Here is a 14,663-nt window from a genome sequence, read left to right as displayed (position 1 = left end):
GGTGACCCGGCCCGCCACGGCACAGGATCGGCACTGCCGGCCAGTGGCCCCGATGGACGCTTCGAGGGCCTAGTGTCTATCAACATGTCGACCTTGGCTTACGAGATCGTGGACGTCTTCACCGACCGTCCGTACGCCGGGAACCCGCTCGCGGTGGTCTTCGGCGCCGAAGGACTGGCCACCGACCAGATGCAGGCTCTGGCGCGCGAGTTCAACCTCTCGGAGACGGTCTTCGTACTGCCCGCCACCCAGGCCGGGGCCACCTACCGGGCCCGGATCTTCACGCCGGTCGACGAGCTGCCGTTCGCCGGGCACCCCAGCGTCGGCGCCGCGGTCACCGCCGCTCGCCGGGGCCTGTTCCCGGTGGGGCAGGTCACTCAGGAGTGCGGTGCCGGGGTGCTGCCGATCGAGGTCGGCGACGGTTCCGCCACGCTGACCGGCGGCAGCCCCACCCTCGGGCCGGAACTGGAGCCGGAGCCGCTGCTGGAGATGGCCGGGCTCGGCGCCGAGGACCATCTCGGCCCGGCACCCCGGGTCGCCGGCTGCGGTCTGGAGTTCCCGTTCCTGCCGGTACGCCCCGACGCCCTCGCCCGGGCACAGGTGAACCCGGTCGCGGCAGGACGGTACGGCATCGAGCATGTCAGCGTCTTCTCCTGGAACGCCGCCACCCAAACCGCGTACGCCCGGGTCTTCGTCCCCGGTCTCGGCGTGCCCGAGGATCCGGCGACCGGGTCGGCCGCGCTCGGCCTCGGCGTGTGGCTGGTCGCCAGCGGCCTGTTGCCGGGCGAGGGACGATCGTCGTACACCGTCCGGCAGGGCGTCGAGATGGGCCGGCCGTCCTCGCTGGCCTGCACGGTGACCGCAGCCGGTGGGATGGCGGTGGGCACGAGCGTCGCAGGTCAGGTGATGCCGGTGGCGCGGGGAGAGATCCTCGTCCCGCCGTTCGTCGGCTGAGCACCGACGTGGACCAGCCCGGATACGAGAGGATGCCGCGGTGACCGACGAACGCGAGAACCACCCGCTGGTCGACGAGGCGATGAAGAAGGCTTCAGTGGCCTGGGTCGCGGTGGGCGACCGTCCGCCGCTGGCCCTGTGGTGCGTACCCCTGGAAGCGGCGCTGTTCGTGGTCAGCGGCCCCGGCGAGCAGTCCGCGCCGGGGTTGGCCGAGGCCGACGAGGCCCAGGTGACACTCCGCGGCGACCACGGTGGCCGGATCATCACCTGGCCGGCACGGGTCAGCCGGGTGGCCCCGGGCACGGAGCAGTGGGAGACGCTCGCCCCGCTGGTGGGGGCCAAGCGACTGAACGCGCCCGGACCGACCGCTGAACTCGTCGCCCGTTGGGCGGCCGACGGCTGTGCCCTGGTGCGGCTCGCACCGGCCGGTGAGTCGGTGCGCGGTGCCGACCTGCCGGCCGACTCGCTGGCCGAGCCACCCCGGCCGACGCCGGCCGCGCGGGCCACCCGTCGGCCGTTCCGGCTGCACCGCGTCCGCCGTCGCTGACCCGCCGTGGCCGTCGGGCGCGGCTACCGCAGCGCACCCACCGGGCTGGGTACCCCGTCGACCAGGTCGACCACCTCGCTCAGGGACGCCAGCGTCCGGCCGACCCACTCGACGTCGAGGTTGAACACCAGGTGGTCGACGAGGTCGGGTGCGGCCAGCCGGGCAGCGCTCATGCCGGTCCGCTGCGCGCCGGTCAGCTCCTGGCTGCCGCCGTCACCCACGTAGAGGCAGTCCTGCGGTGACAGGCCGAGCCGCGCGCAGGCGTCCAGGTAGAGGGCGGTGTCCGGCTTGCACCGCCCCACCTGGACGGAGAACACCTGGACGTCGAGCAGCCGGGCGACCGCCAACTCCGGCAGGAGGAGCGGCAACTCGTGCGTACAGTCACTGATCACGCCGGTCCGCACCCCTCGACGCCGCAGCGCCCGCAGGGTCGGCACGGCCTCGTCCCGTAGCCGGGTCTCCGCGCGGATGGCCTGGTGACGGGCAGCGGCGGCGGCTCGCAACGCCGTCGCCGGAGGGTGTACGCCGACCTGCGCGCACACCCAGCGCAGGGACGCCTCGACGCTGCCGAAGCGCCCACTGGCGCGGTCGTAGAAGCTGCTGTCCAGCACCTTGAGAAAGATGTCCGGTGGACAGCCGAGTAGCTCGGCGATGCTGAGGTGGCCCGCGCCACGCTGGACCGGACCGGTCAACGTGCCGAAGAAGTCGAACAGCACCGCGCGGAACCTGGGCATGGGGAAACTGCCTTCCGGCGGATGAGGGGGGGAGTCCCGGGGGAGGACGCGCCTGATCGTAACCGAACGTTGACGGTCAGTGCCGCCCCGGCGACATGTGAAGATTGCACCTCGTGGTCCCCGAACCCCATCGTCCGCCGTTCGACCTGATGACCGGCGCGGCCCTGGCCGTGGCCGTCTTCGCCGTGTCGTCATCCGCGCCGCTGATCGCCTTCGCCGCCGCACCGGCCCTGGCGGTCGCGTTCTGGCGCAACGTGCTGGCGGTGGCCGTGCTCAGCCCGTTCGCGCTGACCCGTCGCCGGTCCGAGTTCCGCTCCCTGACCAGCCGCGTCGGCCGTCGCGAGGGCATGTTCTGCGTCCTGGCGGGGGCGGCGTTGGCGGCCCACTTCGCCGCCTGGATGCCGAGCACGAAGCTCACCTCGGTGGCGGCGGCGACGGCGCTGGTGGCCACCCAACCGGTCTGGCAGGGCCTGATCGCCCGTGCCCAGGGCCGTCGGCTACCGACGGGTGTCTGGGCCGGTATCGGGGTGGCGGTGGTCGGGGCGGTGCTGGCGACCGGGGCCGACTTCACGGTTTCCGGCCAGGCCTTCACCGGGGACCTACTGGCGCTGGCCGGTGGCCTGTTCGCGGCGGTGTACACCGCGCTGGGGGAACGCGCCCGGGTCACCGTCAGCAACGCCACCTACACCACCATCTGCTACGGGGTGTGCGGGCTGATCCTGTTGGTGGTCTGCCTGGTCGGCGGGGTGCCGTTGCGTGGCTTCGACACCGGCACCTGGCTGGCGGTGCTCGCCCTGGTCGGCGGGGCGCAGTTGCTCGGCCACTCGATGTTCAGCTACGCCCTGCGGCGGGTCTCCGCCACCACGGTCAGCGTGCTGATCCTGCTGGAGGCGCCCGGCGCGGCGTTGATCGGCTGGGCGTGGCTGGGCCAGTTGCCCGACCCGGTGACCCTGCCCGGCCTGGCGCTGCTGCTGGTCGGCGTCGCCGTGGTGGTGTTGTCCAGCGCCCGCACGGCTCGGCGTACGGCACGGGTCACCACCGCAGTGCCGGCGGACGCCGCGCCGGTCCGCGACTGACACCCCCGCGAGCGTCACACCTCGTGCACCTCCAGCACCCGGGTCTGCGGCGCGGCCTCGCCCAGGCCCGCCCGCAGCGCGATCCGCTCCGGATCGGCCAGGTAGCCCGCGTAGCCGGCCCGGGTGTCGAACCGGATCACGTGCACCTCGGTACGCCCGTCGCCGGTTCGCAGTCGCCGTTCCAGCCGACCACCGTGGCGGGGCAGCAGGGCGAGCACCGAGTCCTCGTAGTGCCGCCCGGCCGCCACGTCGGGCAGCTCCACCAACGCGACCAGGCGCACCGCCGAGGCGGTGTCGGTGACCAACGACTTCCAGAACTGGTGGTCGACGTGGCCGCCCGGGATGCCCTCCCGACGGCCGGTGTCGAGGTAGCCGTGCCGACGGTAGAAGCCCGGGGCCTGGAACGAGAAGGAGGCGACCGAGATCTCGGTGCAGCCACGACGGCGGGCCTCCCGCTCGGCCGCCGCCAGCAACCGGCCACCCCAGCCTCGGCCGCGACGGTCCGCCCGGACCCAGACCATGTTGATCCCGGCGCAGGTGCCCCAGCTCCATCCGGTCAACCCGGCGACGAGTTCACCGTCGGCGTCGGTCACCCGGACGGACAGCTCCGCCTCGTCGGCGGCGCCGGTGGCCTGCTGGTTGAAGGCGGTCAACTCCGCGTCCAGCCGGTTGGTCAGTTCCTCGTCCTTGCCGAGTACCCGCAGGACGGCGTCTTCGCTGCCGGTCATGGCGCGCAGTATCGCAACGCCGACCGACCGTGGCGATCCGGTTTCTCCTCACTGACCTTCTCACCGGCCTCGCAGGCGCGGGACGACCCGTCAGGCCGGGACACCGACGGCAGCGGCGCTGGCTGCCCAGAGCCGTGCCGCGAGTTGCGGATCGGCCGCTTTCGGCCACGGGCGACGTGGTCGGCAGTCGAAGTAGTAACCGCCGCTGTTCAGCCGGGTTCGCTCCTGGTTGGTCAGCCACACCAACGTCTGCGCCCCCTTGACCGGGGTGCGGAACGGCAGCAGGCGCATGCCCAGGGCGACCAGCCGACTGTCGTTGCCGAAACGGGTCCGCACCACCCCGGGATGGAAACAGTACGAGTCGAGCTGCGGCCACCTCCGGGCCGCCTCGGCGGTGAACAGGATGTTCGCCTGCTTGCTGGTGCCGTACGCGGTCAGTGCCCGGTAACGGCGCAACGGCGCGTTGAGGTCGTCCGGGTCGAGGGCGCCGCTGCGGTGCGCGCCGGAGGCGGTCACCACCGTCCGCCGTACCCGGTCGACGAGCAGGTTGGTGAGCAGGAAGGGCGCCAGGTGGTTGGCCTGGATGGACAGTTCGAAACCGTCGACGGTGGTGACCGGCTGGAGCGCGATGGCGCCCGCGTTGTTGGCCAGCACGTCGATCTGGTCGTACGCGGCGCGCAGCCGCTCGGCCAACCGCCGGACGTCGTCGAGGACGGCGAAGTCGGCGCGGAACACCTCGGGTCGCTCTCCGGAGGTCTCGCGTACCTCGTCGGCGGCGGCCCGTAGTCTGGCCGGGTCGCGCCCGACCAGGACGACCTGGTCACCCCGGCGGGAGAGGTGGCAGGCGGCGGCCAACCCGATGCCGGAACTCGCTCCGGTGATCACGATCAGACGGCGGCCAGTGACATCTTCCACAGGTCCATTCACCGGGGTCACGCGACGAGGTTACCGTGACGTCACAATCACCTTTGGGATCGTTAAGTCAGGGGCGGCGCAGCGGCCGTACCCGGAAGGAGCACCGTCGATGGCCGTTGTTGGGCGTCCCCGCCGGTCCTGTCTGGCCGTGCCCGGGTCGAGCGTCAAGATGCTCGGTAAGGCTCAGGGACTTCCGGCCGACCAGGTCTTCCTCGATCTGGAGGACGCGGTCGCCCCGCTGGCCAAGCCGGACGCCCGCAAGAACATCGTGGCGGCGCTCAACGAGGGTGACTGGGCGGGCAAGACCCGGGTCGTCCGGGTCAACGACCTCACCACCGCATGGACCTACCGGGACGTCATCGACGTGGTGGAGGGCGCGGGCGCCAACCTCGACTGCGTGATGCTGCCGAAGGTGCAGAACGCGGCGCAGGTGCAGTGGCTGGACATGACCCTCACCCAGTTGGAGATGACCCTCGGTCTGGAGGTCGGCCGGATCGGCATCGAGGCGCAGATCGAGAACGCCGCCGGGCTGGTCAACGTCGACGCCATCGCCGCCGCGTCGCCACGTGTCGAGACGATCATCTTCGGCCCGGCCGACTTCATGGCCTCGATCAACATGAAGTCGTTGGCGGTCGGTGCCCTCATCCCCGACTACCCGGGCGACCCGTACCACTACATCCTGATGCGCATCCTGATGGCCGCCCGGATGCACGACAAGCAGGCCATCGACGGCCCGTTCCTACAGATCCGGGACACCGACGGGTTCCGTGAGGTGGCGAAGCGGTCCGCGGCGCTCGGCTTCGACGGCAAGTGGGTGCTGCACCCGGGCCAGATCGACGCCGCGAACGAGGTGTACTCGCCCGCCCAGGCCGACTACGACCACGCCGAGCTGATCCTCGACGCGTACCAGCACTACACCTCCGAGGCGGGCGGCCGGCTGGGTGCGGTCATGCTCGGCGACGAGATGATCGACGAGGCGTCCCGCAAGATGGCGCTCGTGATCGCCGCCAAGGGGCGAGCGGCCGGCATGACGCGTACCTCGACGTTCACCCCACCGGCCGAGTAGCCCCACCGCTGTTCCCGCGCCCGCCCCGACCTCGATCGGGGCGGGCGGCGCGGGTCAGTTGTTGGCCCCGATGGCGATGGCGATGGCGATGGCGTAGGCAATGATCGCCAGCGTGACCAGGCCGGTGAGGATCCAACCGACGATGATGGCGGCCTTGGCCATGCCCTCGCCGCCCTCACCGGTCTCCCGGATCTGGCGCATGGCCGCATGACCCATGATGGCGCCGATCGGCGCGGTGATGCACGAGCTGACCCCGAGCAGCGCGAGCACCAGGGCGGCGATCGCCATGGCGTTCGTCTTCGGCTGCGGGTAGCCGTATCCGGGTGGGACCGGCGGGTAGCCGTGCGGCTGGGCGGGCGGGTAACCGACGGGCGGGTACGGCGCGGCGGCAGCCTGATCGGACTTCAGACCGGCGTACGGGTCGGCACCGGGCTGGTACGGGTCGGCGCTGGGCTGGTACGGGTCGTATCCGGACGGCTGCGATGGGACCTGTGGTTGCGGAGTGGCCGGCAGTGTCGGGTCGGCGGGCGGGCCGGACGGCTGGCCTGTCGATGCGGGGTCGGGCCAGCCCGCCGGCGGGGGTTGCGTCATCGGGCTTCTCCTCCGTCGTGAGGTTGTGGCGCCGTCAGGGTAGTCACGCCCCGCACTTCGCGACGCGCCCGGCACCGGGTGCGCGTTGCCCGACGGCGACGGTGAGGGCAGGATCTCGGCATGGGGATTGACGCGCGGGCGGCGGACCGTTCCGGCAGCAGACCACGACGGGACGTCAGCCGGCCCGGCATGGTCCGGCGGACACGCTCCGTCGCGACACCGGAGCCCGGAGAGCAGGACGCGCCGGCGGCACTGCCGGAACCGGTGACGATGCGGCTGGACGGCAAGGTGGCCCTGGTGACGGGGGCGGGCAGCCCGGACGGCATCGGGTACGCCACCGCACGCCGACTGTCCGACCTGGGTGCCCGGGTGGCGATCGTGTCGACGACCCGGCGCATCCACGAACGGGCCGGTGAACTCGGGGTGACCGGTTTCGTCGCCGACCTCACCGACGAGTCCGAGGTGGGCGCCCTGGCCGATGCCGTCACCGAGCAGCTCGGCGATGTCGAGGTGCTGGTCAACAACGCCGGCCTGGCCAGCCGGGCCAGCCCGGAGGTGCTGCGCCCGGTCGCTCAGCTCAGCTACGACGAGTGGCAGGGCGAGATCGACCGGAACCTGACCACCGCCTTCCTGTGCAGCCGGGCCTTCATCGGCGGGATGGCCGAGCGTGGTTGGGGCCGGATCGTCAACCTGGCGGCCACCGCCGGACCGGTCAACGCGCTGCCCACCGAGGCGGCGTACGCGGCGGCCAAGGCCGGTGTGGTGGGCCTGACCCGGGCGCTGGCCATGGAGATGATCGCCGACGGGGTGACGGTCAACGCGGTGGCCCCGGGCACCATCTACACCGCGGCGTCGACCGTGGCCGAGATCAAGCAGGGTCTTGGTACGCCGGTGGGTCGCCCCGGCACTCCGGACGAGGTCGCCGCCGCGATCACGTTCCTCTGCTCACCGGCCGCGTCGTACATCACCGGGCAGATGCTGGTGGTGGACGGCGGCAACAGTGTCCGGGAGGCGCAGTTCCGCTGAGCGGCCGGCTAGGTGTTGGCGCTGTCGGAGCCGGCCCAGATCACCAGGGCCAGCCAGCCGCAGCAGGCCAGCAGGATGAGGCCGGTGAAGACGTAGCTGAGGATCAGGCCCCAGGTGGCGAGTTGCTCGCCGTCCTCGCCGCTGGTGCGCAGCTGCCGCTTGGCCAGGTGCCCGAGGGCGATGCCGGCGGGGGCGAAGACGAAGGCGAAGACCAGCGACAGGACGGCCAGGACGTTGGTGCCGCGTCCGCCGCCCTGTCCGGTGGGCGGTCCGTACTGCCCGTAGGGGGTCTGTGGGGCGTACGGCGGTTGTTGGCCCCACTGCTGGCCGTGCGGCGGTTGGCCCGGGTGTTCGTACGACGGCTGCCCGTACGCCGGCTGTTCGGGCTCGCCCGGCTGCTGTCCGTACGGTTGGCCGTACTGCGGCTGCCCTCCGCCCGGGGGTGGCTCGTAGGGCGACGGTGGCTGTTCTGGTTCCGGTGGTTGGCCCACGCTCTCTCCTCCGTCCCGCCGTCCGGTTCCCTGGCCCGCCCGGCTCGGGTTGGGCGGGCCCTCATTGCGGGACGCTACCCGTCGCGGTGAACCTTTTCACAGCGGTTGTGGGTACTGGTCACCTTGGCCGCTCCGGCCGGGCGACCGATACTGATCGAGCGTTTAGTTACCAATGAGTAAGGTGCCGATTCCCCGGAGGCTGAGATGGCTCGACTCGCCCAGACGCCCGGCCTGACCGACGAGCAGCGGTCGATCCTGGAAACCGTCCGGGAGTTCGTCAACAAGGAGATCATCCCGCACGCGCAGCGCCTGGAGCACGCCGACGAGTACCCGGCCGACATCCTCGACGGGATGAAGGAGATGGGCCTGTTCGGCCTCACCATCGCCGAGGAACACGGCGGTCTCGGCGAGTCCCTGCTGACCTACGCGCTGGTGGTGGAGGAACTCTCCCGAGGCTGGATGTCGATCTCCGGCATCGTCAACACGCACTTCATCGTGGCGTACCTGATCTCCCAGCACGGCTCCGCCGAACAGCGGGCGCGGCTGCTGCCGAAGATGGCCACCGGCGAGGTGCGCGGCGCCTTCTCGATGTCCGAACCGGAATGCGGCTCCGACGTCTCGGCGATCAAGTCGAAGGCCGTCCGCGACGGCGACCGCTTCGTCATCAACGGGCAGAAGATGTGGCTGACCAACGGCGCGTACTCGTCGGTGGTGGCCACCCTGGTGCGGACCGAGACCGGCGCCGACTCGGTCTACGGCAACATGAGCACCTTCCTGCTGGAGAAGGAACCCGGCTTCGGCGAGACCGCTCCGGGCCTGACCATCCCCGGCAAGATCGACAAGATGGGCTACAAGGGCGTCGAGACCACCGAGATGGTGCTCGACGGCGTCACCGTCGACGACAGCGCCGTCCTCGGCGGGGCCGACCAGGTGGGCCGGGGCTTCTACCAGATGATGGACGGCATCGAGGTCGGCCGGGTCAACGTCGCCGCCCGCGCCTGCGGCATCTCCATCCGGGCCTTCGAACTGGCCGTCGGCTACGCCCAGCAGCGCCGGACCTTCGGCCAGCCGCTCGCGAAGCACCAGGCCATCGCCTTCAAGCTGGCCGAGATGGGTACGAAGATCGAGGCCGCGCACGCCCTGATGGTCAACGCTGCCCGGCTCAAGGATGCCGGGCAGCGCAACGACGTCGAGGCCGGGATGGCGAAACTGCTCGCCTCGGAGTACTGCGCCGAGGTCGTCCAGGAGGCGTTCCGCATCCACGGCGGCTACGGCTACTCCAAGGAGTACGAGATCGAGCGGCTGATGCGGGAGGCCCCGTTCCTGCTCATCGGCGAGGGCACCTCGGAGATCCAGAAGACGATCATCTCCCGCGGCCTGCTCCGCCACTACAAGCTCTGAGCGGTAAGGAAGGGCACCTTATTAACGCCTCCGGTAGAGCAGGGGCCCCCTATTAACGCTCGGGGCCGGAGCCGACGGCCTGCGCCGTACGCATCAGCCGGAGCTGACCGATCTCGGCCACGTTCTTCATCAGCTCGGCGTTGACCCAGCCCAGCAGGTGTCGGACGGTGTGCCCGCTCTCCGCCGGCCACGGGAACGTGGCCGCGGCGTCGAGATCGCCGTCGGTCAGGTTGTCGAGCACGGCCAGCCATCGCGTACGCAGGTCGCGCAGCCACGCCACGGTCTCGTCACCCGGCCCGGGCCAGCCGACATCCGCCCGCTGCGGGATCGGGCGGCCACGCAGGTGGTCGATCGCCGCAGTCCACCACCACCCGAGGTGCCAGGTGAGCCACGCGATCGTGGGTACCGGGACCGGGTCGGGTTCGCTGTCCGCCCAGTCCGGCGTCCACCGACCCGCGGCATCCCGGTGCATGGTCCAGTGGTGCCCGGCCGGTGCCCAGCCGAAGTCCGCCGGTTCGAGCTGTTCGAGGTGGTACTCGAACAGCGACCAGGTCAGGTCGAACTGCCACCGGAGGAGGGTCTGGCACGACGTGGGCATCCGCACAGGATGCCGCTGATCGCCGCCCGGGTCGACTGGTATTCAGCTCCGCCGGGTCAGCCCGGCCCTGGCCCGCTCCACGATCAGGCAGCGGTCCTCGACGTAGTCGATCCCGGCCTCCTCGGCGATCTGCCGAGCCTGCGCCGAGACGATGCCGAGCTGCAACCACACCGCCGGGGCACCGATCGCCACCGCCTGCCGCACCACTTCCACGGCGTCGTGGGCCGGCCGGAACACGTCGACCAGGTCGACCGGGTGCGGGATGTCGGCCAGGGACCGGTAGACCGGCTCGCCGAAGAGTTTGTCGGCGGTCGGGTTGACCGGAATGATGCGCCAGCCATGCCGCTGCATCTCCAGCGGTACGCGGTGAGCAGCCTTGAACGGATCGCGGGACGCACCGACGACGGCGATCACGGCGGCGTCGGCGAGGATCTGCTTGGCGGCACGCATCCGACGACTGTAGCCGCGTCGCTGTCCAGGCTGCCCCCGATCGACCCTTTCGACAACGCTCAGCCTCCCCCGCCCCGCCCTGTTCAGAGCAGGCTCAGCTGCTCCGGTGCTGGTGCTGGCTGCGGCGCGGCACGGTGTTCGCCGGCCTCGGCCCGGATCAGCCCGTGACGGCGGGCGGCGATGCGGACCCGGGCGGTCAGCTCCCGTTGGTAGGACTGCGGCGCGTACGCGCCCGCCCGGAACAGCTCCCGGTAGCGCGGAACCAGATGGGGGTGCTCCCGCCCGAGCCATCGCGCGTACCACTCGCGAGCGCCGGGACGCAGGTGTAGCGCAAGCGGCGTCACGCTGGCCGCGCCCGCCGCGGCGATCGCCGCCACGGTGGCCTCGATCGACTCGTCCGAGTCGGAGAGGCCGGGCAGGATCGGCGCCATCAGTACGCCCACCTCGAAGCCGGCGTCGGCGAACCGGCGTACCGCGTCGAGCCGGCGGCGTGGGCTCGGCGTGCCGGGCTCGACCGAGCGCCACAGTCGCTCGTCGACGAACCCGACCGAGAAGGAGACGCCCACCCGAGCGGCCTCGGCCGCCTGCCGCAGCAGCGGCAGGTCACGCAGGATCAGGGTGCCCTTGGTCAGGATGGAGAACGGATTCGCGAAGTCGCGCAGCGCCTCGATGATCGGCGGCATGAGCCGGTAGCGCCCTTCGGCCCGCTGGTAGCAGTCGACGTTCGTGCCCATCGCCACGTGCGCGCCGCGCCAGCGCGGTGCGGCCAGCTCACGGCGCAGCAGCTCACCCGCGTTGACCTTGACGACCACCCGGCTGTCGAAGTCCGCCCCCGCGTCGAAGTCGAGGTAGGTGTGAGTATTTCGGGCAAAGCAGTTGTGGCTCACCACCCCGTCGGCGATGAAGTCACCGGTGCCCGTGGTGATGTCCCACAGCGGAAGGTCCAGGCCGAGAGATTCGATCTCGGTGACCCGCAGCCTGGCCCGGCACTTCACCGCAGCCCCCTCGATCGAACGTTTGCGGGTGATGGCGGGATCGGTCAGGTGGAAAAACCGCAGACGTACCGCGAGGCCACCCGTCACCCTCAGGGTGCGGACCCGGTTGGCCCGCCCGGAACCCTCGAGTATGGCGGAGAGGTCGAAGTGACGTAACGCGTCCGCTGTCTGGGTCAGGATGGCGTCGTCGGCATTGGAGATCCGGAGGATCCCCCGGCTACAACTTCCTTCGGCGTCGAAGATGCCGGCGAGGAAACCTCGGTACCAGTCGTCGTCGGGCTGCGCGGGCCACGCGATGAGCCTCCGGATGGCGTTCAGGTCCGCCTCACTGGAGGAACGGATGGTTTTCATCGCCCGGCGATGTGAACTGGCCGGTGTGAAGCAGGACCGTGTCGTCTCAACTCCGAACGCGCGCAGATAGCGCTGGGTGCGATGCAGCGCTTCCTCGTCGGCCAGCGTGAGCCGGAACCTGTGCACGACGCCGTACGGGTCGACGTAGGTGCCGAGGTTGCCGTCCCCGCGGATCATGCCGCTGAGATAGCCCTTTCGGTAGGCGTCGTTCTCCTTCGGCCCGGCTGCGAATCGCCCTGTGCCGATCAGGCGGTTGTTCGTGGTCAGGTAGGGGCGCTGGCCATCGCCGTGCATGGCGCCCGTGACGTGCTTCCAGCCCCGTTCGGTCAGGAAGCGGTGATCGCCACTCGCGACAAATGTCGTGCCGTCCTCGAGCGTGAGCCGGTAGGCCGGCTTCATCGTCGACCACTTGGCCAGAACGGTGGTCACCACGTAGCGGCGGTAGGCACCCCGCCGTTCGGTCCCATAGATGCGGTCGCCCACCTCCAGATCGCGTATCGCTCTGATGCCTCCGTCGGCCATCAGGATCGGAGTGTCCCCGGACAGGCAGTACGAACATGCGTGACTGCATCCCCGGTACGGGTTGACGGTCCACTCGAACGGGACGCGGGAGGTGCCGGGGACCTTGTTGAGGATCGACTTGGCGTGCACCTCGTAGAAGGTCATGCCGGCGAAGTCGGGGGTGTCGAAGGTGCGGACGATCGCCTCGGGCAGCGCCAGCGGCAGGGGTGGCGTCGCTGGCGCTGCCCGGGTGGGAACTCCCTCGACCGGGGGAGCGGCGAGGTTCTCCCAGCGCATGACCAGTATCCGAACACACGTTCTAGTCGGGTGCAAGTGACTCGCCGGACACCCGAGTGTGGATCGCCTGCTGCGGGGGGAGGATGGAGGCATGTCGACCTTCGTCTACGACGGGGACTGCGCCTTCTGCACCCGCTGCGCGGAGTTCATCGAGCGTCGTATCCCGACCGCCGCCCGGGTGGTGCCCTGGCAGTTCGCCGACCTCGACCAGCTCGGGCTGACCGAGGCGCAGTGCGAGGAGGCGGTGCAGTGGGTCGGCGCCGACGGCAGCCGGGCCGCCGGTCCGGACGCCATCGCCGCGCTGCTCGCCAGCAGTGGCCGGGGGTGGCGGATCGCCGGAGCCGGGCTACGGTTCCCGCCGGTACGCGCCGCCGCCTGGCCGGTCTACCGCCTGGTGGCCCGCAACCGGCACCGGATGCCCGGCGGCACGGCCGCCTGCTCACTGCCCCAGGAGACCCGGAACCGCCTCTACGGCTCCTCCGGCGGCTGACCACCGCCATCCGCCGCGACACCCGGTACGGGGCGAACCGGCCCGCCGACCGGGCGGCCTGCCCCCTCCGGTCAGGACGGTGCCGGGTCCGGCGCCGGGGTGTCGTCACCGTCCCGGGTGTCCGCCGGGGTGCGGGCGCCCGCCGGTGGCTCCGGGGCGAGGTCGCTCCGCGCCGACCTGCGGGCCAGTAGGCGTCGCAGGGCGACCACCGGGCGGACCTTCTCCAGCGGCAGGAAGCTGGTCATGGCGACCAGGTGTGGTGCGAACGAGATGGTGATGGTCGCGATCGTCACCAGGTGGAACGAGTAGAAGAACGCGACCGTGGCGAGCCGCCAGCGCTCGGGCAGTACGAAGACCACTGGGCTGAGCAGTTCGAAGGCGAGGATGCCGAACTGGGCGACGAGCAGCAGGTGAGGGACCTGCGCGATCAGGTCGGCCAGGTCGGTGCCCCGCCGGATGATCGCCTTGGCGAGTACCGAGCCGGTCGCCCAATCCAGGCCGCCGAAGCGGAACTTCGCCCAGGCGGCGAGGAAGTAGGTGCAGATCACCGAGATCTGGGTGACCCGCAGGGCCCAGCCGCCCGCTTCGGTCCTGGTCTGGTCACCGTGTCTTGCCCGGCCGGCGGTGGGTAGCACGGCCAGCGCGACGAGCAGGGCGAACCGGTCGTGGTCGACCTTGCCGTAGCTCATCGCGATGATCATCCACTCGAAGTAGAGCGCGAAGACCGTCCAGCCGAGCAGTCGGTGGGCCCGTCCGGTGGCGGCGAGCAGGGCCAGCGACAGCAGGGCCCAGAAGATCACGCTCACCCACGCCGAGGTGGGGGTGGGCAGCGGCAGGACGCGTCCGATGAAGAGTGGTTGGTAGAGGTTGCCGGGCACGTCGACGCGGTCGCGTACCCAGGGGGTGAAGACGACCAGGTCGGCGGCGACGAAGAGGTAGACCAGCGTGCGGAACGCGGCGACCCGACCGCGTGGCACCGCCTCGGTGAGCCAGCGGGTCATCGGGTGACCTGCCAGCTGACGACGGTTTCGTCGACCCAGCGGCCGGTGGGTCGACGGTCGGTGATGTCATGCCACCGGATCACGATCCGGACCTCGGTCAGTTCCGGTGCGTCGGGATGCCGCCGGCCGTACGCCTCGGCGACCTCGCGTAACCGGCTCGGGTCGGCGACGTACCGGCTCTGCTGGCCTTCGATCTCGGCCCGGCGGATGCCGGTCGCCCGCTCGCCGAGGTCGACGAGGTTGCCGTTGCGGTCGACCCCTTCCACCCGGGTGTCCGGGGCGTCGGCGTCGGCCGGATCGGAGGTGGAGTACATCCGGAACGGGCCGAACGGGAAGTGGTCGTCCGCGCCCCAGACCGTGCCGGCCAGCAGGACTGCGAGGCCGAGGGCCGTCACCGCCACCCGGACCGTGCGGCCACGGCTCGTCAACGCATCCATCGCGTGCTGAAGAT

The 14,663-nt window shown here is 71.0% G+C and carries 17 protein-coding genes; 7 read left to right on the top strand and 10 right to left on the bottom strand.

The annotated features are described in order from the left end of the window. Positions 1–84: 84 nt before the first annotated feature. Together FF096_RS05805 and FF096_RS05800 are read left to right on the top strand one after the other, a co-directional pair. Positions 85–954 carry a PhzF family phenazine biosynthesis protein gene (locus FF096_RS05805; protein WP_155215279.1) on the top strand — a complete coding sequence of 290 codons (870 nt, stop codon included), beginning with the start codon at positions 85–87 and terminating at the stop codon, positions 952–954. An 82-nt stretch (positions 955–1,036) separates the two neighbouring features. Continuing rightward, complete coding sequence (locus FF096_RS05800; RefSeq protein ID WP_155215426.1) at positions 1,037–1,501, top strand: hypothetical protein; 465 nt, start codon at positions 1,037–1,039, stop codon at positions 1,499–1,501. Between the two features lie 23 nt (positions 1,502–1,524). Here the strand turns inward: FF096_RS05800 and FF096_RS05795 are convergent, their stop codons facing one another. After that, positions 1,525–2,235 carry an HAD family hydrolase gene (locus FF096_RS05795; RefSeq protein WP_155215278.1) on the bottom strand — a complete coding sequence of 237 codons (711 nt, stop codon included), beginning with the start codon at positions 2,233–2,235 and terminating at the stop codon, positions 1,525–1,527. Positions 2,236–2,384: 149 nt separating this feature from the next. On the opposite strand from FF096_RS05795, the gene FF096_RS05790 reads away from it, so the two are divergent. After that, positions 2,385–3,311: a DMT family transporter gene (locus tag FF096_RS05790; RefSeq protein WP_155215425.1), complete on the top strand. Its 927-nt coding sequence runs from the start codon at positions 2,385–2,387 to the stop codon at positions 3,309–3,311. Between the two features lie 14 nt (positions 3,312–3,325). Here FF096_RS05790 and FF096_RS05785 read toward each other — a convergent pair whose 3' ends face one another. Together FF096_RS05785 and FF096_RS05780 are read right to left on the bottom strand one after the other, a co-directional pair. Continuing rightward, positions 3,326–4,039, bottom strand: coding sequence for a GNAT family N-acetyltransferase (locus tag FF096_RS05785; protein ID WP_155215277.1), 714 nt, complete (start codon positions 4,037–4,039; stop codon positions 3,326–3,328). A 90-nt stretch (positions 4,040–4,129) separates the two neighbouring features. Next, the gene (locus tag FF096_RS05780; protein ID WP_309222753.1) at positions 4,130–4,954 is read right to left on the bottom strand and encodes an SDR family NAD(P)-dependent oxidoreductase; all 825 of its coding nucleotides are present in this window, start codon (positions 4,952–4,954) and stop codon (positions 4,130–4,132) included. A gap of 109 nt (positions 4,955–5,063) precedes the next feature. On the opposite strand from FF096_RS05780, the gene FF096_RS05775 reads away from it, so the two are divergent. Further along, positions 5,064–6,020: a CoA ester lyase gene (locus tag FF096_RS05775; protein ID WP_155215276.1), complete on the top strand. Its 957-nt coding sequence runs from the start codon at positions 5,064–5,066 to the stop codon at positions 6,018–6,020. A 54-nt stretch (positions 6,021–6,074) separates the two neighbouring features. Here the strand turns inward: FF096_RS05775 and FF096_RS05770 are convergent, their stop codons facing one another. Then, the gene (locus FF096_RS05770; protein ID WP_155215275.1) at positions 6,075–6,611 is read right to left on the bottom strand and encodes a DUF4190 domain-containing protein; all 537 of its coding nucleotides are present in this window, start codon (positions 6,609–6,611) and stop codon (positions 6,075–6,077) included. Positions 6,612–6,800: 189 nt separating this feature from the next. On the opposite strand from FF096_RS05770, the gene FF096_RS05765 reads away from it, so the two are divergent. Beyond that, positions 6,801–7,637, top strand: coding sequence for an SDR family NAD(P)-dependent oxidoreductase (locus FF096_RS05765; protein ID WP_196222471.1), 837 nt, complete (start codon positions 6,801–6,803; stop codon positions 7,635–7,637). A gap of 8 nt (positions 7,638–7,645) precedes the next feature. Here the strand turns inward: FF096_RS05765 and FF096_RS05760 are convergent, their stop codons facing one another. Continuing rightward, positions 7,646–8,128: a DUF4190 domain-containing protein gene (locus tag FF096_RS05760; protein WP_309222752.1), complete on the bottom strand. Its 483-nt coding sequence runs from the start codon at positions 8,126–8,128 to the stop codon at positions 7,646–7,648. A 204-nt stretch (positions 8,129–8,332) separates the two neighbouring features. Here FF096_RS05760 and FF096_RS05755 point away from each other — a divergent pair, with 204 nt between their 5' ends. Further along, the gene (locus tag FF096_RS05755) at positions 8,333–9,529 is read left to right on the top strand and encodes an acyl-CoA dehydrogenase family protein (protein WP_155215273.1); all 1,197 of its coding nucleotides are present in this window, start codon (positions 8,333–8,335) and stop codon (positions 9,527–9,529) included. A gap of 52 nt (positions 9,530–9,581) precedes the next feature. On the opposite strand, the gene FF096_RS05750 is transcribed toward FF096_RS05755, so the two are convergent. The 3 genes from FF096_RS05750 to FF096_RS05740 all read right to left on the bottom strand — a co-directional run bounded on the left by FF096_RS05750 (position 9,582) and on the right by FF096_RS05740 (position 12,721). Continuing rightward, on the bottom strand, positions 9,582–10,127 hold the full coding sequence (locus tag FF096_RS05750; RefSeq protein WP_155215272.1) for a DinB family protein: 546 nt from the start codon (positions 10,125–10,127) through the stop codon (positions 9,582–9,584). Between the two features lie 42 nt (positions 10,128–10,169). Further along, the gene (locus FF096_RS05745; RefSeq protein WP_155215271.1) at positions 10,170–10,577 is read right to left on the bottom strand and encodes a CoA-binding protein; all 408 of its coding nucleotides are present in this window, start codon (positions 10,575–10,577) and stop codon (positions 10,170–10,172) included. An 83-nt stretch (positions 10,578–10,660) separates the two neighbouring features. Next, a complete protein-coding gene (locus FF096_RS05740) occupies positions 10,661–12,721 on the bottom strand; it encodes an intein-containing Rv2578c family radical SAM protein (protein ID WP_155215270.1) in 2,061 nt (686 codons plus the stop codon). 91 nt (positions 12,722–12,812) lie between these two features. Between FF096_RS05740 and FF096_RS05735 the strand changes: the two genes are divergently transcribed. After that, a complete protein-coding gene (locus FF096_RS05735) occupies positions 12,813–13,211 on the top strand; it encodes a thiol-disulfide oxidoreductase DCC family protein (protein WP_155215269.1) in 399 nt (132 codons plus the stop codon). Between the two features lie 71 nt (positions 13,212–13,282). On the opposite strand, the gene FF096_RS05730 is transcribed toward FF096_RS05735, so the two are convergent. Together FF096_RS05730 and FF096_RS05725 are read right to left on the bottom strand one after the other, a co-directional pair. Continuing rightward, the gene (locus FF096_RS05730; protein WP_155215268.1) at positions 13,283–14,212 is read right to left on the bottom strand and encodes an HTTM domain-containing protein; all 930 of its coding nucleotides are present in this window, start codon (positions 14,210–14,212) and stop codon (positions 13,283–13,285) included. Next, on the bottom strand, positions 14,209–14,649 hold the full coding sequence (locus FF096_RS05725; protein WP_155215267.1) for a hypothetical protein: 441 nt from the start codon (positions 14,647–14,649) through the stop codon (positions 14,209–14,211). The genes FF096_RS05730 and FF096_RS05725 overlap by 4 nt, the downstream gene beginning before the upstream one ends. Positions 14,650–14,663: the final 14 nt, after the last annotated feature.

The organism is Micromonospora sp. CP22 (assembly GCF_009712475.1).
Classification (GTDB): Bacteria; Actinomycetota; Actinomycetes; order Mycobacteriales; family Micromonosporaceae; genus Micromonospora.
This window is presented reverse-complemented; position numbering and strand designations above follow the sequence as displayed.